This is a genomic window from Coleofasciculus sp. E2-BRE-01 (assembly GCF_040221695.1).
In the GTDB taxonomy this organism is placed as follows: Bacteria; Cyanobacteriota; Cyanobacteriia; order Cyanobacteriales; family Coleofasciculaceae; genus Coleofasciculus.
Genome location: NZ_JAVKEA010000256.1, coordinates 1 through 19,296, shown reverse-complemented (window position 1 = coordinate 19,296; position 19,296 = coordinate 1). Strand labels below are relative to the sequence as shown.

The 19,296-nt window shown below is 45.0% G+C and carries 10 protein-coding genes and 1 pseudogene; 5 read left to right on the top strand and 6 right to left on the bottom strand.

All coding sequences use genetic code 11. The annotated features are described in order from the left end of the window. Positions 1-98 precede the first annotated feature (98 nt). A pseudogene (locus RIG66_RS34095) lies at positions 99-3,536 on the top strand (Eco57I restriction-modification methylase domain-containing protein); the annotation flags it as partial. A gap of 97 nt (positions 3,537-3,633) precedes the next feature. Here RIG66_RS34095 and RIG66_RS34090 read toward each other — a convergent pair. The 3 genes from RIG66_RS34090 to RIG66_RS34080 all read right to left on the bottom strand — a co-directional run bounded on the left by RIG66_RS34090 (position 3,634) and on the right by RIG66_RS34080 (position 5,619). Then, entirely contained in the window at positions 3,634-3,924 is a 291-nt protein-coding gene (locus tag RIG66_RS34090; protein ID WP_446384590.1) for an acylphosphatase, read from the bottom strand. Positions 3,925-4,255: 331 nt separating this feature from the next. Next, entirely contained in the window at positions 4,256-4,891 is a 636-nt protein-coding gene (locus tag RIG66_RS34085) for a glycoside hydrolase family 24 protein (protein WP_446384588.1), read from the bottom strand. A gap of 68 nt (positions 4,892-4,959) precedes the next feature. Beyond that, positions 4,960-5,619, bottom strand: coding sequence for an SDR family oxidoreductase (locus tag RIG66_RS34080; RefSeq protein WP_446384586.1), 660 nt, complete (start codon positions 5,617-5,619; stop codon positions 4,960-4,962). Between the two features lie 239 nt (positions 5,620-5,858). On the opposite strand from RIG66_RS34080, the gene RIG66_RS34075 reads away from it, so the two are divergent. After that, positions 5,859-6,569 carry a DUF1997 domain-containing protein gene (locus RIG66_RS34075; RefSeq protein WP_446384584.1) on the top strand — a complete coding sequence of 237 codons (711 nt, stop codon included), beginning with the start codon at positions 5,859-5,861 and terminating at the stop codon, positions 6,567-6,569. Between the two features lie 112 nt (positions 6,570-6,681). Here RIG66_RS34075 and RIG66_RS34070 read toward each other — a convergent pair whose 3' ends face one another. Continuing rightward, positions 6,682-7,065, bottom strand: coding sequence for a hypothetical protein (locus tag RIG66_RS34070; RefSeq protein WP_446384582.1), 384 nt, complete (start codon positions 7,063-7,065; stop codon positions 6,682-6,684). Positions 7,066-7,265: 200 nt separating this feature from the next. On the opposite strand from RIG66_RS34070, the gene hslO reads away from it, so the two are divergent. The 3 genes from hslO to RIG66_RS34055 all read left to right on the top strand — a co-directional run bounded on the left by hslO (position 7,266) and on the right by RIG66_RS34055 (position 15,598). After that, entirely contained in the window at positions 7,266-8,165 is a 900-nt protein-coding gene (gene hslO / locus RIG66_RS34065; RefSeq protein ID WP_446384580.1) for an Hsp33 family molecular chaperone HslO, read from the top strand. A 289-nt stretch (positions 8,166-8,454) separates the two neighbouring features. Further along, positions 8,455-10,509, top strand: coding sequence for a chromosome segregation ATPase (locus tag RIG66_RS34060; RefSeq protein ID WP_446384578.1), 2,055 nt, complete (start codon positions 8,455-8,457; stop codon positions 10,507-10,509). A 184-nt stretch (positions 10,510-10,693) separates the two neighbouring features. Then, a complete protein-coding gene (locus tag RIG66_RS34055; protein WP_446384576.1) occupies positions 10,694-15,598 on the top strand; it encodes a CHAT domain-containing protein in 4,905 nt (1,634 codons plus the stop codon). 441 nt (positions 15,599-16,039) lie between these two features. Here the strand turns inward: RIG66_RS34055 and RIG66_RS34050 are convergent, their stop codons facing one another. Both RIG66_RS34050 and RIG66_RS34045 read right to left on the bottom strand, forming a co-directional pair. Then, entirely contained in the window at positions 16,040-16,732 is a 693-nt protein-coding gene (locus RIG66_RS34050; protein WP_446384574.1) for a DUF928 domain-containing protein, read from the bottom strand. 106 nt (positions 16,733-16,838) lie between these two features. Further along, the gene (locus tag RIG66_RS34045) at positions 16,839-19,172 is read right to left on the bottom strand and encodes a CHASE2 domain-containing protein (RefSeq protein WP_446384572.1); all 2,334 of its coding nucleotides are present in this window, start codon (positions 19,170-19,172) and stop codon (positions 16,839-16,841) included. Positions 19,173-19,296 lie beyond the last annotated feature (124 nt).

Sequence of the window (19,296 nt, the reverse complement as noted above, 5' to 3'; positions counted from 1 at the left end):
GCCGGATATCTCTGGGGAAAATGAGGGAGTTAAAGACGAGTAAAACTTTTCGGTCATAGTTAAATTAATTCCTCTTAATTAACTTCAAACTACATTTGCGTAACATTTACGCAAATTTAGTTTTTTTGTCCAAAGTCCAATTCTTGCAGAAGAAGGGGTTTATTGATAATGGCGATTTCGATTATCTGCACAATAAGTTAGCCGAGAGTAAGCAGCGGGGAGAGAACCGCTTTTTTCGGGAGTTTCTCCAGGCGCTATTTTTTGAAGGATTTGCTAAACCGGAATTTGAACGGGAACCGGAGGTGCAACGGTTACTTGGACGGGTAAACTATTTGAATGGGGGATTATTTCTTAAGCATCGGATTGAGCAAGAGTATCCGCATATTGATATAGCGGATGAGGCGTTTGAGCAGATTTTGGATTTGTTTTCTCGCTATTCCTGGAATCTGGATGATACCCCTGGGGGTAAGGATGATGAAATTAACCCGGATGTGTTGGGGTATATCTTTGAGAAGTATATTAACCAGAAGGCGTTTGGGGCGTATTATACCCGCCCGGAGATTACCGAGTATTTATGCGATCGCACGATTAATAAGCTTATTTTAGATCGGGTGAATGCATCGATTCTAGATTCCTCCCCATCTGTCTCTAACCAGGGGGAAGGGTTTGCGGATATCAACGAACTCCTGATTAAGCTTGACTCCCCGTTGTGCGATCGCTTAATCCACGATATCCTTCCTAATCTATCATTACTTGACCCTGCTTGCGGTTCTGGAGCCTTCCTCGTCGCGGCGATGAAGACGCTTATCTCAGTCTACACGGCGGTTATCGGCACAATCAAGTTAAAGGGCGATCGGCGTTTGAAAGCGTGGTTAAATAAGATTGAGGCAAATCATCCCTCATTATCTTATTTTGTCAAAAAGCGGATTATTACCGATAACCTCTATGGCGTAGATATCATGGAGGAGGCGACGGAAATTGCTAAATTACGGTTATTTTTGGCGCTGGTTTCTTCCGCCCAGGAGGTTAAGGAGTTAGAACCCTTACCGAATATTGATTTTAACATCATGGTGGGGAATTCCTTAATCGGATTGATTCGGGTGGATGAGGAAGGATTTGATACCGTTGGCGACTCCAAATATAAACAGGGAAATTTACTGCAACCTCTAGCTGCTAATAGTTATCGGGCAATTTTGGACGACAAGAACAAAAATATAGAGTCATACAAAAAACACGCTTTTCAGCCAGAAGATATTGAAGGAACCTCTCAGGATTGTCGATTACAAATGCTGCGGGATGATATTGAGAATCTAAACCGCGATTCGTACAATAAGTTAAATAAGTTATTACTGGATGAGTTTAGTGCGAAGTTGAAGATTAAGTATGAACAGGCGCAGTTGAAGGGGAAAGCCAAGAAGCGGCTATTGACGATTGAGAATATTGAAGCGCTGAAGCCGTTTCACTGGGGGTATCACTTTGACAAGATTATTGAAGAGAGAGGCGGCTTTGATGCGATTATCACTAATCCACCATGGGAAGTATTTAAACCAAATGCAAAGGAATTCTTTGCTGCATATAGCGACTTGGTAAAAAAGAAGAAAATGGACATTAAATCATTTGAGAAGCAAAAGAATAAACTGCTACAAGATTATGAAATTGCTCAGGCTTGGATTGAGTATCAAAGCCAATTCCCTTATGTCAGTACATACTATCGTTTAGCTGAACAGTATAAAAATCAGATTTCTACTGTTAACGGTAGAAAGGTTGGCACTGATATTAATCTGTACAAATTATTTATAGAGCAGTGTTTTAATCTATTATTATCTGGAGGACGTTGTGGAATTATTGTACCTTCAGGCATTTATACTGATCTTGGCTCTAAGCAGTTACGAGAAATGCTGTTTTCTCAGACTGAACTAGATTCTCTGTTTGGATTATCCAATGAGAAGTTCATCTTCGAGGGAGTTCATCACTCATTTAAAATAGCCTTAATCACAAATAAATTTGATAAACACACTAATAGCTTTAATGCAGCTTTCCGGATTAATCCACGAGAGGCGATTAAACCTGAAAAATTAAATATTTTCCTAAATGATAAGGATGAACATATTAAAATTTTAGTCTCGCTAATTCGCAAGTTATCTCCTGATTCACTCTCGGTGATGGAGTTTAAGAATGAGACAGACATTCGTATTGCCCAAAAGATGAGCAAGTTCCCCTTACTGGGGGAAAAGATTCCAGGGAAGTGGAATCTGAAATTAACTTCAGAATTTCACATGACGAATGATAGTCATTTATTCAATTCGCAGCCAGCAGCAGGAAGATTACCGCTCTATGAAGGTAAAATGATTCATCAATTTACCCACCAATATGCTGAACCGAAATATTGGATAGATGAAGAGGAAGCTAGGGTGAAACTCTTAGGACGTGGAAAAGAAGAAAAAGAACAAAATTTAGATTATCAAAATTACCGTCTAGGATTTAGAGCAATAGGCAGAGCCAGTGATATCAGAACACTGATAGTTAGTCTAATACATCAGAACGCCTTTTGTGGAAATTCTATCTTAGTGTCGTCAACTAAAGATTCTGTATTGGATAATTTATCCAATTCTGAACTGCTGGCGGCTTTAACCATCTTCAATTCTTTTGCACTTGACTTTTACATTCGTCAGATGGTTTCAGCAAATATCAATATGTTCTACATTTACCAACTCCCTGTCCCCCGCCTCACAGAAGGCGAACCCTACTTCAACGAAATCGTCGAACGCGCCGCCAAACTCATCTGCACTACTCCAGAATTTGATGACTTAGCCCAAGAAGTCGGACTCGGTTCCCATAAAAACGGCGTCACTGATGAAACCGAACGCGCCAAACTTCGCGCTGAACTCGATGGTATGATTGCCCACCTCTATAACTTAACCGAAGCTGAATTTAAACACATTCTCAGTACCTTTCCCATCGTTCCCGAAGAAACCAAACAAGCCGCCCTAGACGCCTATAAAACCTTCACCCCCCTAACTGGTGACGCAGAAATTATTGACCTCATCAACCAAGGCGAAAGCGCCGAATTAGAATTCAAATCCTCCGCCCGTTGGGATATGCGGGAAAATAAGAAAAATAAGGCGATGGAACAGGTTATCCTAAAAACCGTTGCTGCTTTCTTAAACGCCCATCACGGTGGAACCTTATTAATCGGCGTCAAGGATGAAGGCAAAATCATTGGCTTAAATCACGACTACCAAACCGTACAAAAGAAAAACCGCGACGGCTATGAACTCTTTTTAACCAACGACTTACTGCTAAAAGAACTCGGTAAAGACATCGCCCCCTACATTCATATCACCTTCCACGAAATCGAAGGTAAAGACATTTGTCGGATTAGCCTTGACCCTTCCCCGCGTCCCGTCTATGTCAAACTCAAAGACGCTAAAAGCGGTCAAACCAAAGAATGTCTATTTATCCGCACGGGAAATTTAACCAGCCAACTCGATACTCCTAGCGAGATTCTCAATTATTGCCAAAATCGCTGGAATTAATATAGCATTTCTAAATCGGGTGAGGTACATGGTAAAGGGCGCAAGCCTTGCGCCCCTACAATACAATATGATCTCTATTTCCTGAACAACGAACAAGTCACCGCCTTGTCTCAAATCCGCTCAACCCTTTCGGTTCCTCATACTCCACCGCCACATCTTTCACCACAGCAGCAGAAGGACCCTGATGACACCAATTAATCATTTCCTCAACTCCTGATTTATCCCCTTCAAATACCGCTTCAACTCGACCATCGGACAAATTTCGCACCCAACCATTTACACCCCATCGACGGGCTTCACTGACGGTTGAAAGACGATAGCCAACGCCTTGAACTTGTCCAGAAATGAAAACGTGGGCGCGGATTTGTTCCTGTGATTGATTCGGCATTTTATTTTAATTTCGGTTGAATACTTACAGAAAAACAAGGCATAAGGTAAGCTATTCGGCATTTAAACCTTAATGTCAATAATGGCAAAATCCTTGTATGTAGAGCATCTTGCTCGCTACTAATACCCAATTTAAATGCATAACAGCTTAGAAGCCAGATTGCATAAGAAAATCATATAGCACTTATCGGTGAGATAGGGCGGGTTTTGTTGTTCAGTTATTTCAGCAATAGCTGACTGTAGTTCCTAAACCCGCCCCTACAATTGTGACTAAACCCGCTCCTGCAATTGACTTATTATTTATAAATTTAACATTTATCCTTTGCTTTTGTTCAACTTTGTTGTAATTCTTCCTGAAGAATTCGCTGATAAATCCCCGGTAAATATCGAGTCATTGAATTTGTTTCAATACCATAACCCAGACTTGTCCAGGTTCCCGACAATCGCCGCAATACTTGATCCACTTTACCTTGGCGCAATTGTTGGGAAATATCCATTCCCCACGCTTGATTATCACTCAGCCAAGCATAAACAACCGCATCCTGATATTGTGGCTCAAAGCTATAGTTACTCCACCACAATAATTGCCAAGGCTGAGGATGATAGCGTCTGGCTTTGTCATACCAAGTCGTGTTAATAAACTGATATCGTCCAGCGGCGGTGGTACAATTCCCCACATTAGGACCTGCGACAATCGGCACACAGCGATTGGGATGATCGCTTAAATCCCAGACATGTTCTCCTCCGTACACTACCGAATAAGGTTGAGACACATTTGCCTCACTTGCGGAAATTGTTCGCATCAGCGCCCGAATATAAGGATCACCGCCTCGCATGACTAACGGTTGAGTCCCCTTTTCACCTCTGGGATTATTAAAACTCCATTCCCCTCGTTGATATTCTTCACGCAGTTCGAGGAATAGGATCATTAAAATTAGGATATTAATCCACTGAATTAGACGTTTCATAACCCATGGCTATAAAATTCGATCCCATAGACTGTAGAGACGCAGCATGCTACGTCTCTACAGTTAGATTAGGCAACATTAGCGAATAGTTCTTGCCAACTGCGATCGCTCGCTTCTGGACGGGCAATCACTTCTACAATCTTATTACGCGCCTCGCCTTGAAATAGCGCCTCGACACAAACCTGTGCCACTTTCGTGCGGGGGATACTCCCATCAAATAGTGTATCCGCTGATGACATTACCACAGAATCAGGCGTATCTTCGTTTTTCAGCCCCCCAGGTCGGACAATGGTATAGGTTAAGCCACTTTTCTGGAGATACTCCTCAGCCTGCTTTTTCCAAACCAAAATTAACCAAAACAGATTTAGGGGATGTAAAAGTTGAGAGACGCAAAGTGAGGAAACCATGACAAAATGCTCAATGTTTTTAGCTTTGGCAATATCGATCAGGTTCTTTGTCCCCTCATAGTCTACTTGGTAGGGTTCTAGGGGATTGAAGCTGGGTGTAGCACCTGTGGCACAAAAAACTACCGTGCTATCTCCCACAGCAGCGCTGAGACTCTCAGGCTTCAATACATCCCCAACGACTAACTCGGCTTCAGGGGGTAAAATTTCCTGCCCTTTCTCCAAGTTACGCACCAAAGCGCGAACGGGGATATTGCGTTTGACCAGTTCATTGACGATTCGGCGTCCTGTTTGACCTGTCGCTCCGGCGACCAATGCTTTCATCTAGAAATTTCCTTCAACAGTGAGAGTTGACGGCAAGATACACAAGTTATGCTGTAAAGAGCCAGTATTTTTGATTCGAGTCCTTAACATTCTCTTGTCAATTCTATAAATTATCAATGAAGTTTTACCAGATGTGCAGATTTATACCGTAAATTCGTGAAGATGAAAGAGAGAATGAACAATCGCCAGTGGGCATCCTAGCAATAGGCACCAACCCTAACTGACACCGTGGAGCAATTATGCAGTCCCAATTCCTTAACCAGCAACCCATCACAATCGAGCCAGTGCATCTAGATACCCAATCGACTTTTACCGAGCCTGAGCGGGACGAGTCCCAATCATGCCAATTAGCGCCTGAGTTGACTCAGTTTTACGGTCACTTCCAAAATGGTGTAGAGATGTATGCCGAACCGGAACGAGTAACGGCTTATCTGGATACTCACCAAGAATGGTTTCGTGACTGCGCCCATCCGATGAATGCTGAACCGATTGGAGCCAATGGTTATGCTTTAACGATTGGGCGTTTTGGGTCATTCGGCTATGAAGTTGAGCCAAAAATCGGGCTAGAACTACTTCCGCGCCAAGATGGGATCTATAAAATTCAGACGATCCCCGTCCCCGGTTACAATCCTCCTGGTTATGAGGTTGACTTTCAGGCGACTCAAGGGTTTGTGCCGATTCCAACTCACGAGTATTTTTCTGAGCAACAGCTTAAGGGACTAGAACTTCCCCCCACCATTACCCGTATCGAGTGGGAGCTTGATTTAAGCGTTGGTGTACGGTTTCCTAAGTTTATCCAGAAGTTACCCCAGTCTTTGATTCAGAGTACAGGCGATCGCCTGTTGCAGCAAATCGTCCGCCAAGTGTCTCGCCGCCTAAGTCACAAGGTACAGGAAGACTTTCACAATCGGATGAATATTGCAATCCCCAAAAAATTAAAGCGACGTTGAGTCGGTTCGTCATTCGTCATTCGTCATTCGTCCTTTGTCATTTGTTAGGCAATAGTAGAGACGTAGCATGCTACGTCTCTACATCTTCCACTGTTTTCTACTCCTCCTATCGTCATTGCTGGGTAGCAATAAATTCTCGTAGCCGCAGCAAACTCAAGGTTTGACCCATATTTAACGGCAACATAGACACGCCTTCTAAGCGAGACTGTACCCATCCTTCACCCCAACACCATTCGTGATAGCCATCGATTCCCTGGCTCAATAGCAGTCGTAACCCGTAAGACTCAGCTACCTCTACCTGATGTTGGATAGCAACCGGACCAATCCAACTGGTAAAGGTGACTCCGGGATGGAGTTGTTCGGGTAATCCAGGGGAAAGGCGTTGAGTCGGTAACCATTGGCGCAGTTTCTCTGAATGCAGCAGACTGTCTCGGATAACAGTATGGGGGGCTTCGAGTTCAATGCGGAGGTGACTTTGTTGAAAGGTTCCCAACATAATCTGTGTCCAAAAACAATAGGTCTGTTGCTCAAGAGTGTAACTCTCGATATTACATTATATTAATCCTTTTAATCGTTGTCCCCAGGGAAGGTACACTCGCGAATCCATCGCCGACTATCAACGGTGCGATCGCGCCTGATGCGAACGACCCAATCTAAAATAAAAAGGGAGTATGTTAAGAAGTGTAAGGTTTATCCATGGCTGATCAGTTAATTCGCGCCACAGCAGCAGAAGGGGGTATCCGCGCCGTCGGTGTGATTACCACGCGCCTCACCGAAGAAGCCCGCCAGCGCCATCAGCTTTCTTATGTGGCAACGGCTGCCCTAGGGCGCACAATGTCATCTGGCTTATTGTTGGCGTCTAATATGAAGCGGGAAGGGTCAAGGGTGAATATTCGGGTCAAGGGAAAGGGTCCCTTGGGTGGAATTTTGGTTGATGCAGGATTAGATGGTACGGTTAGAGGGTATGTGGATAACCCTGCTATTGAACTACCGCCCAACGAATCTGGCAAACTCGATGTTGGCGGTGCAGTTGGGCGTGACGGTTATCTATATGTGATCCGAGATGTGGGATATGGCTATCCCTATTCCAGTACAGTAGAACTGGTGTCGGGAGAAATTGGCGATGACATTGCTCATTACCTGCTCACATCTGAACAGACCCCATCAGCACTGATTGTGGGTGTATTTGTCGGCGCTGATGGCGTAACTGCATCGGGAGGGCTATTAATCCAAATCTTACCGAAAGCAGCTAGAGACGAGTCTTTAGTGCAGATTTTAGAATCTCGCATCGCCAAGCTATCCGGATTCACGCCCCTGTTGCAGGAAGGTAAAACGTTACCGGCTATCTTTGAACAGATTTTGGGTGATTTGGGTTTGGTGATTCTGCCTGAAATCCAAATGGTACGATTTGACTGCGGTTGCTCGTTTGATCGCGTTTTAGGAGCGCTGAAGATGCTAGGTGAAGCCGAACTTCGGGATATGATTGAAAAAGACGAAGGCGCTGAAGCAACTTGCCACTTCTGTGGGGAAGTTTACCAAGCGAGTGGCGATGAACTGGCTCAACTGATTCAGGATTTAAAAGCTGAGTCCGTTTAATCGAGATTGAGTTAGGGGAGTTGGGAATGGGAAAGGTGAGAGTTGATTGGCTCTAGTCTGCCTTTATAGAATGAACACCAATTTGGGTAGTTTTCTCCCTGGGAGGTATGGCGTTAGTGATTAGATATAAGAGCAATCATTCTCATCTTAACGGCAATTGTCCTAGCTCCCATTCCCGATCAAGTCTCAGGGAGAATATAGCGTTTTCTGTCTAACGAGAGTAGTATTGCAACAACTGAGGGTGCTATAAAACCCACAGCATTAGGCTTAGCGAGTGGTGGAGTGAGTTATGACTAAAAATCGAAAAATGCCCGATCATTGGTATGCTACTCGGTCTTCCCAACCCAGTTGGAGCCAGGATTGGCAACACCAGAGGAATGCTGTTGATCCTCATCGGGTCGGACATTCAACCTCTCATCGTCAAGCCACTCCCCAACCAGTGACGACGAAGCCAGCCCCACCTTCTCCTCAACAGCCGAAAGAACCAAAACGACGCTTTACATTCGGTTGGGCATTTTGGGTAGTGGTGATTATGGTGGTTTCAGGGGGGATGGGATTTGCCTCTGTTGCCCTTTTGCTGAAGCTACCAGCTGTGCCGAATTGTCCCTCAATTTTTTGGCCCACGGCTTCGGCATCGGTACGTATCTATTGCGCCCAGCTTGCGGCAAATAAACGCACTACCAAGGATTTGTTAGAAGCGATCGCACTCATCGATGCTTTACCCAAAGACCATCCCTTGCGCCCCGAAATTAATCGCCATATCGAAGAGTGGTCAGTCGAGATTTTAGCGATTGGCGAAGAAAAGTTTCAAGCCGGTCAGCTAGAGGAAGCGATTGAGATTGCGAACCAGATTCCTAGAGATGTTCCGGCGTTTACGCTAGTCAAAGAACAAATTAAGGCATGGGAAACGCTGTGGCAAAAGGCTTCAGGGATTTATGAACAAGCCGAGGAACAGCTGAGACAGTCTAATTGGACATTAGCATTTCGCGAAGCGGTCAAGCTGACAACGATAGATAATCAGTATTGGGCAGCTGTCAAGTACAACCAACTTGTGGATCTGATTCAAATCGGACGAGATGATAGTCAGAAGCTGGATGAAGCTTATAAGCTAAGTAAAAGTGGTCGAGTCGATGATATTTTAAAGGCGATTGAAGCTGCCGAGAAAATCACGCCCAAGAGTTTTGCCTACAAAGAAGCTCAAGATTTAATTGCTGAGAGTGGGAATAAATTACTCAAACTAGCGACAAGCCGCTTAGAACAACGGAACTGGCAAGGGGTGTTAGATATTGCCAATAAGTTACCCGCTAGCGTGAAATTACCAGACGTTAAGGCAGATTTGATTGACTTAGCCAATGCCATATCCCTGGCTGAATCGGGAAGCATTGGGGATTTGGAAATCGCGATCGCCTCGGCGCAGAAATTGGGTACTGCTCGTCCTCTATATGATGAAGGTCAGGAATTAATTGATCGATGGCAACGGGAAATTGAGGACGTGGCTCGACTGGAACGGGCGCGGACGTTTGCCAGTTCTGGGCTAGTGAGTGATTTACAGATCGCGATCGCAGAAGCCAAACTGATTCCCAACCGTAATCCCCGCTACCAGGAAGCGAGGGCGGAGATTAGCCAATGGACTCGTCAGATCCAAACCATAGAAGATCAGCCCTATCTGGATCGCGCCACCCAACTTGCCAGCTTTGGCGGAGTCCAATCCTTACGAGAAGCCATCCAAGAAGCCCGTCGGATTTCCCCCAATCGCGCTCTTTACTCAGAAGCACAGAGTAAGATCAAAGACTGGACGCGCACGGTTCAACGCCTAGAAGACCAACCCTATCTTGATCAAGCTCGTACCCTTGCCAATTCTGGCAATCTTCCGGCTGCGATCACAGCGGCTGAACAAATCAAATCCGGACGGGTACTCTATGGGGAAGCACAAAGCCTGGTTAAGGGCTGGAAAACAGAAGTTTTGGGACAACAGCGCTTACAACAAGCCTATCAAGCTGCCACTCCCGGTACCCCCGACGCCATTGTGGAGGCAATTCGTTTAGCCAGACAAGTTCCCAGTTCCGCCAAAGTTAGAGGTGATGCAGTCTCGGCGGTTAATCGCTGGAGTTATCAACTGTTGGCTCTATCTCAAGATCGAGCCGCTCTTAGCTTAACTGAAGCGATTCGACTGGCTAAAATGATTCCTTCGGGAACCGAAGCCTACAATGCGGCTCAAGTGCAAATTCAAGAATGGCAAAAGATTTTAGAACCGCCTCCTCCGCTTGTGGTGGTTCCTCCTGGTACAGATGCTCAACCTGCACTCGAACCACCAGAACATGAATTGCCTCTGGATAATAATTAAGCGGTTTAACATTCTGGGCGCAAGAAAGCATGAAAAAACCAAGAAAGAGTTAGAGCAAGAAATTGCGGGGCTTCCGTTTGAGGACTATTTACAAAAGTTGTCGGAGCGTGCTGTTTTCTTTTGTCCGACTACTTAGAATATTAATTAGAGGTAGATAAAAATACTGATATTGGGGGTGGGTGCAATGGGAAACATACCTCAAACCAAGTCGGGTAGGGAATGGCAGAGTCTAGGGCGTTGGCGTGCGATCGCGTCTTCTTCTCTGGTGGGGGCAATCTTTGGCACTGGGGTTATTTTATCCCCAGCATCCCTGAATGCACAACCGATTACTCCTGCGGCTGATGAGACGGGAACGGTGGTGACGCCGAATGGGAATCAGTTGGATATTACGGGGGGCAGTTTGTCAAGGGATGACGCCAATTTATTTCATAGTTTTGAGCAGTTTGGATTAGATGCGGGTCAAATTGCCAACTTTTTATCCAATCCTGAGATTCGCAATATTTTCGGGCGGGTGGTTGGCGGTGACGCTTCAATTATTAACGGGTTGATTCAGGTAAGCGGGGGCAATTCTAATTTATTTCTCATGAATCCGGCGGGGATTGTGTTTGGGGAAAATGCGTGGTTGAATGTCCCGGCGGATTTTACCGCGACGACAGCCACAGGGATTGGTTTTGGTGAGGGGAATTGGTTTAATGCGTTTGGCGGGAATGAGTATCAGGATTTAGTCGGAAATCCCAGTGGTTTTGCCTTTGATTTGGCGCAACCAGGAAGTGTAATTAATGCGGGGAATTTGGCGGTAACAGAAGGGCATAATTTAACCTTACTGGGGGGTACTGTTATCAGCACCGGGGAATTAGCTGCACCGGGAGGAAATATTACAGTTGCGGCGGTTCCGGGGGAAAGTTTGGTCAGGATTAGTCAACCGGGACAGTTATTGAGTTTAGAAATAGCACCGCCACGGGATAATCAGGGGATGTTGCTTCCGGTTGCGCCGTTGGATTTGGCGACATTGTTAACGGGAAGTGGTGAAACAGGGGAGACAGGGTTAAGTGTTAATCCAGATAATACAGTACAGTTAACCGAGTCTGGCGCGACTATACCAAATGAAGGAGGAATAGCGATCGCTTCTGGCACTCTTGATACATCTAATGTAGGGGCGCAAGGCTTTGCGCCCTCACCACGTATTGGCGGTGAGATTAATGTTTTAGGTAATAAGGTAGGACTCTTTAATGCCAATATTAATGTTTCTGGGACTGACGGTGGCGGGATTGTAAGAATTGGTGGCGATTATCAGGGACAAGGTACGGTTCCGAATGCCTTACGCACATTTGTCAGCAGAGATTCGGCAATTAATGCGGACAGTTTACTCAATGGAGATGGCGGTCGTGTTATTGTCTGGTCTGATGAAGTAACTGGATTTTATGGGAATATTAGCGCTCGTGGAGGGAGCGAGTTAGGAAATGGGGGTTTTGTTGAGGTATCAGGAAAGGAATCGTTAGCCTTTAGCGGCATGGCTGATGTAGCTGCGACAAATGGTAAAGATGGAACAATACTTCTTGATCCGAGGGATATTATTATTGAACCTGATGATGGGCTAGTTGATGATAATACTCAGGTAGCCGATAGTGAAATTCTCTTGGCTGATGGCGGTGCAACCACAGACTTTTTAGTTGATGACACAGCACTCACTGCCTTAACTGGAAATATTCTTCTTCAAGCACAGCGAGATATTATTGCGCTTGAGGATGCAGATTTGAGGTTTGTCAATCAAACCTTAGATACTACCGTTACGTTGGAAGCCAGCAGGGACATTAAACTCAATGAAGGAATAACAACTAATGGTGGTTCTATTGAGTTGAAAGCAGGACAGAATATTTCTATACAAAGTCTTCATACATTAGGTTTTTTTACAGGTATTGCTATACCTACTGATGTAGGATCTATCACTCTTAATGCAAATGGTGATATCACCGCTACAAGCATTGGCTCAGGCGGAGTTTTTTTGGGGGTTACAGGTGAAAACATTACTATTATAAGCAGTAAAGGAACAATTAATGTTAGTGATTTTGACTCTGCTGGATCAGGCGATTTGACTCTTACAGCGGCTGGTGACATTGTAATAACAGACAATATTTTGAAAAAGACTAATGGGGGAAATGTTGCTGGTGGTGATATTATCATTACCAGTTTTGAAGGTAAAGTTGACACTTCTGCGGCATTAATTCAATTAGGTGCTGCCTTTGGAGTAAATGGTGGGGATCTAACTATTACAGCCGCTAGCGATATTACAACAGGTGAAATCGATGTAAGTGATCAAGGCAATATTACCCTTAACAGTGGCGGAGCTATTAACACAACTTTAGGTACTATAACAACAGCAAATACTACTGCGGGAACAAATATTGGTGCTGGTGGTGATGTTTTTCTCTATGCTGCTGGCGACATCAAAACCGCTGGGATCAATACGTCTGGTAACATGGGCGGAGATATAATCCTCACCAGTGGTGGAACAATTGATGCCACAGCAGGTATTTTAAATGCAGCGGGCGGTGAAAATGGCGGTAATATAACTCTTTTTGCACCTCGCGATATTTCCACAGGTAAAATCACCTCATTCTTGAGTGGTTTTAGTGGCAATAGTGGCAACATCAGTATTACTAGCGAAAATGGCAATATCGATACCAGCCAAGGCGCACTCATTACCTCCTCGGGTTTGGGAACAGGTGGTAATATTACCCTTAACGCAGCAGATAGCATTACCTCTGCTCAAATTGACGCTATTTCTCAAACAAACCAAGGCGGAGAAATCCAACTTACCGCACCAAACACAATTACTCTCAGTGGCGATATCACCACCAATCAAAATAGCCTAATCTTCAACGGTTCAGTTATCCTCGCTGACGATATTTCTATCACCCTATCCGGTACTGGTGATATTACCTTCCACGACACCATTGATGGAACTCAAAACCTGACTCTCGAAACGGAAAACGGTATTATTGAATTTAACGATATTATCGGTGGCTCAACCCCTCTCAACAATTTAATCATTCAAGGCAATATTACTGATAACCCAATCGGGGTCAATATCACAGCTATCAATAACATTATTACCGATAATCTCACCTCACCGACAGCCATTTCTTTTACCAGCACCCGTGGACAAATCAAAACCGGAGATTTAACCTCACCCGCAGGTATTTCCCTTACCAGCAATAGTGGACAAATTGAAACAGGTATCCTGGATTCCTCTAATCTTAATGATGGCGGTGATATTACCCTCAACGCCCGTGGCAATATAAAAGTCAGCCAGATTAACGCTCAAAGTCTGGGTGATGGCAGAGGTGGAGATGTCGATATTACCACCCCCAGTTATTTCCAAGCCACCGACTCCTTCATCGACCAAAATAACATCAACGCCAGTATTTCTGTCGCTGGGGGTGACAACGGCGGAACCATTATTATTCGCCACGGCGGAGACGGTGAGATTCCCTTTATTGTCGGTAATCCTAATATCAATGGCACAGCAGGCGCGATTACCAGAGATGATGACGCGGGGATACAGACAATTGAACCCACTAGAGATTATTACTTTACCCACAAACGGGATAGAAACCGAATTCAAATTATATCCATTCTGGGCGCTGTACCTCTACCGCCAACGCCCATTCCTGTGCCAGAACCAACACCCAAGCTAAACTTAGAACAAAATCCCATTGAGTCATTAGCCTTTCGAGTTGGGGATACGTTAGACGCCGATACTACGATTAACCAAGACCCAGAAACCGGAAACTATAATATTAGCTGGAGATTTCCTGGCGAACAACCTATCAACCTCAACGTTAACAACGCCCTAACTCCACTACCAGCCAACCAACAAGATGACATCATTGCCGAAATCGACCAACTCTTTGAAGATGAATTTGAAGACTACTTTGGCGAAAACTTAACCAATGCCAACGTTACCGCCGAAAGCTTACGGGAAACCCTGAAAACCATCGAACAGCAAACCGGAAAACGTGCGGTTGTCATCTATGCCCGTCATCTGCCAGAAGGATTGGAATTGGTATTAGTTTTACCGGAAGACAATTATATCCGTAAACTGGTTCCCGCTGCTAATATTACCACCCTAGACAATACCGTCGATGAATTCCATGAGATGGTTACGGATATTACCGAATCCCGTGGCTACCTCCCCGCCGCCCAACAGCTTTATCAATGGTTAATCGCCCCCCTGGAATCCGACTTAGACGCCTTAGATATTGATACACTTATCTTCTGTATGGATGCCGGATTACGTCAACTTCCTATGGCGGCGTTACACGATGGCAAGCAGTTTCTGATTGAAAACTATAGCATTGGTTCCATTCCCAGTGTTAGCCTCACTAATACACGCTATCAACCCGTTAAAGATGCCCAAATTCTCGCCATGGGCGCCACTGAATTTGCGGATTTAGGGGAATTACCCACAGTAGACACCGAATTAAAGATTATCACTCAAACCTTGTGGACAGGGGAATCCTTCCTCAACGAAGAATTTACCCTCAGTAATCTGAAAACCGAGAGTCGCCGCCAACCTTTTGAGATTATCCATCTCGCCACCCATGCTGAATTTAATGATGGTAATCCGAGTAATTCCTATATTCAACTGTGGGATACAAAACTGAGACTCAATCAAGTGCGCCAACTGGAATGGTATTTACCCCCGCCTATCGAATTATTAGTCCTCTCAGCCTGTCAAACCGCCCTGGGAAATATTGAGGCTGAATTAGGATTTGCCGGGTTAGCGGTACAAACTGGCGTCAAGTCGGCGGTAGCTAGTCTGTGGTATGTGGGCGATGAAGCGACGCTGAGTTTAATGAGTGGATTCTATGCCCAATTACGCCTACCGGATATCACGATTAAAGCGGAAGCTTTGCGTCAAGCGCAACTGGCGATGTTACGGGAACAGGTGTATTTTGAAGGAGGGAAGTTAACCGGAATTGAAGGGTTAGATGTTGCACTTCCTGGATTGGGAAGTCGGGCAAATCAACGGTTATCCCATCCTTATTATTGGGCAGGATTTACGATTATTGGGAGTCCGTGGTAGATGGATGATGAGATAATATCTAACTGTATGGGCGGGTTTAGGGAATCACCCTCATCCCCTAACCCCTTCTCCCATCAAGGGAGAAGGGGAACAATTTCATAATTATTCAGCCGGGTTAACAAACAGATAAACAATTAAATAATATCAAACCGTAGGGGTGGGTTTAGTCACAATTGTAGGGGCGGGTTTAGGGAATCAATTCAGATATCTACCAATAACGAAACAACAAAACCCGCCCTCCCCACCGATAACGGAACAACCAAACCCCTTCCCCCAATTTGGGGTGATGATTGGTGGGTTACGGCGGATAGAGGATTAAACGGTTATTGGCAGAATTTAGTACCGCCTAACCCACCCTACAATTAAACAAATGACAAATGACAAATGACAAATGACAAATGACAAATGACAAATGACAAATGACAAATGACAAATGATCAATTAATCATCTATCGCTTCAACGTCACCCGCGATCGCACTTTGTGGTAAATCCTCTAAACCCATTGATTTTAATAGGGTTTCCCAGGTTGAGGGGAGGCGACGAAGCTGGGAGATATCCTGGGGCAGATCATACCAAAGATTATGTTCAATTAATAGGTCAATCTGCTGGGGTAAAGGCGCTTGCTGTATCTGCGTCTCTAAGTCTTGGTTGTCTAACCGTTTCACCCATCCCTGATGCCAAACGCGATCGCGCATGGATGATCCGGAGGATGTACAATATAGCATGAGTTTCCAGGTGTAGCGTTGATTTTGGGCTAAGGGTGGCGCGGTTTTGGGTAAACGGATCTGAATTAAACCGGGGGTTTGGGGTAGAGAAAATTCCTGTCGGTAGATGGTATTTTGCTGTTCGTCTTCTAGGGTAAATTTGCCAGACTCTAGGCTACTTGTTTGATAGGGAATGTAGAACCAAAGGGTAGGATATCCGCTAAGCGTGTAGCCTGAAAATTCGCTATTAGTCAGGGGTAATAAGGGGGTAAAGGGTTGATCGGTTTTCTCACAGGAACCCCGAGTTCCACCGGGATTTCGTTCTTCGGCGGGTTCACTGTCTGGGGGTTTGGGTGGATTATTGGTAGCGGGTGGGGTGGAGGTGATCAGAATTAAGGAAAGAATGAGTGGAAGGTTTGGGAAAGTCATTGTTGTTTTCTCCGGGTTTGAGGTTGGGTGGTTGGGTGTTTTTTTTAACGCAGAGGGGCGCAGAGGTTAACGCAGAGGGCGCAGAGGGGTAGGCGTAATTGATGTTCTATCGATTGGGGTTGGGTTGATGTTTATGGGTTTGGTGTTTAACTGTGCATAGGTTGGTGATTAGATGGGCAAAAATAGAGGGAGTTAGGGGAAGGTAAATATGAAGGGTGATAAAAATAATAAAGCTAACTCCTCCAATGCTAATCAGGATAATTCCGCTGGCGATTCCTCGATAGATTAAGCTGGAAATCCGCCAGTTAATTAGTCCCGCCGATAACGCCCAAGTTCCAATCCAAAGACTCTCTATCCACCAGGGGGGAAATTGAAGTAGGGGACGTTTGTCTGTAACAGCGCTAATCAGTTGACTGATTTTATGGGCGTGAAGGTGTAAGCCGCGAATCTCTTGATTGTCTGGTGTTTTAAAGTAATCCTTGACGCTGGGATCGGTAACGCCAATTAATATAATTTTGTTTTTAATTAAGGCGGGATTCACTTGATGATTGAGTACCTGAGTTAGGGTGACAGTTGGGGCAATTTCCTCGGTGCGGCGATAGTTAAGCATGATTTGGTGTGATTTGACTTGGGAGGTGGTATAAAATCCAGGGTGACTATTCAGAATGTTGAAGCGAATTCCGCCAATTTGCCATTGTTTGGCGGTGGGAAAGTCAACAGAAAAGCCCTGATTCTGTAAATAACGCAGGGCGATTTGGGAACTAAAAGCATAGTAGGCGGAACAGTTGGAAGGTTGAGGCGGATTCATGGCTAAAAGATGACGGCGAACAATGCTATCGGAATCGGTAATTACATCACTGAATCCCAAACGCTTGTCGGGAATTTCTGGTGGTGGTGAGATACCTTCGGGATCATTCTGATTGGGATGGGTACAAATCGGAATCACGCGATCGCGCGTTTTGAGATACTCAATTAATTCTGCTTGACCTTTGCCTTCAGGTCGGTCACGATAGATATCTAAACCGATAAGTTGGGGCTGATATTGGTCTAAGGCTTGTAATAATTGCCGCATTGTGCGATCATGCAGTGGATATTCGTTGCCTAAGTTGGCGATATCCTGCCGAGTAATCTGTACCAGCAACAACCGTTGATCGGGTTCCTCCGACTGACGCGATCGCCCAAACCAATCAAACGTTTGGAATTCCCAAGATTGCCATACGCCAAGCGATCGCATTCCCATCACTAATACTGTTACCCCTACCGTCGCGGCGATTACCCGCCACCGGGGAAGGGATGGCGAGGGAGAGGGAATCGGCTGAAGCTGTTGATTCACCCAATGGCGATCAAAAACAGAGGCGTAAATCCGATTCGCCACCTGCAACTGTCCCCCCCGCTTCACCACTAACCCCGATAACCTTAATTGCTGCTGCAAATAATTCTCATCAGCCGGAACTTTTTTCCGTTTTAGTATCCGGTGATACAGCATTAATAACGGTTGACTATCTTGATGTCCAGACAAGACGCGATCGCGAATCGTCCGCAGATGTTCAGGATTATCCTGAGACAGCCAGTTATCGAGAATGTGCGATCGTACCACCTGATCCACCAAACCAGTAGATAGGGTGTGGGGTGTAGGGTGTGGGGTGTAGGGAAGCATTTGTTCCCTTTGTTCTCCTACCGCCTGACACACTAACCGACATACCTTTTGCGTCAGAAAGGGTTGTCCTCCTGTCCAATTTAATATAGCTTGAAGTACCGCATCAGGATGACGAAACTTTCCCTGTAATCCCCTAACTAAAGGTTTCGCTTCCTCCCACGTAAACCCCTTTAACTCAATCGCCAAACTATCAATATTAAACGGCGTGCGCTGATTATCCGCAATCAAATCCGATGGCGTCGCCACTCCCAACAACGCAAAGGTTAAACGCTGGTATTTCGGCTGAGATGCTCGTTTATTATAACAAGTCCGGATAAAGCCAAACAGATCATCTTTAAAGTCTAAATTCAGAATACTATCGATTTCATCAATAAAAATAACAATCTTACCCGCAACCCTTCCTAATACCTCCTCATCTACGAACTTACTGAACCGCTCAAATGAAGTCAAATATGCATACCGATACCACCATTCCGCCTCATCCAGATCCAACTCAAACCCACTCACCAAATGACTCACCATTGTGCCATAAAACTCCTCCTGATTAATTTGAAAACTACAGATATCCCGCATTTCCATTTCCACACAAGCGAACCCCTGATCTTGCAAACGTTTCATTGTCCGCACCAACAAACTCGACTTCCCCATCTGCCGAGAATTCAGCACATAACAAAACCGCATCCCCTTCAATCCCAGATAAAGTTCTTGATCCGCCGCCCGAACCACATAATTCGTCGCCTCCAGGGGTAAAGCGCCACCTACTTGATAGTCGTCATTAGTCATTAGTCATTAGTCATTAGTCATTAGTCATTAGTCATTAGTCATTAGTCATTAGTCATTAGTCATTAGTCATTAGTCATTAGTCATTAGTCATTAGTCATTAGTCATTAGTCATTAGTCATTAGTC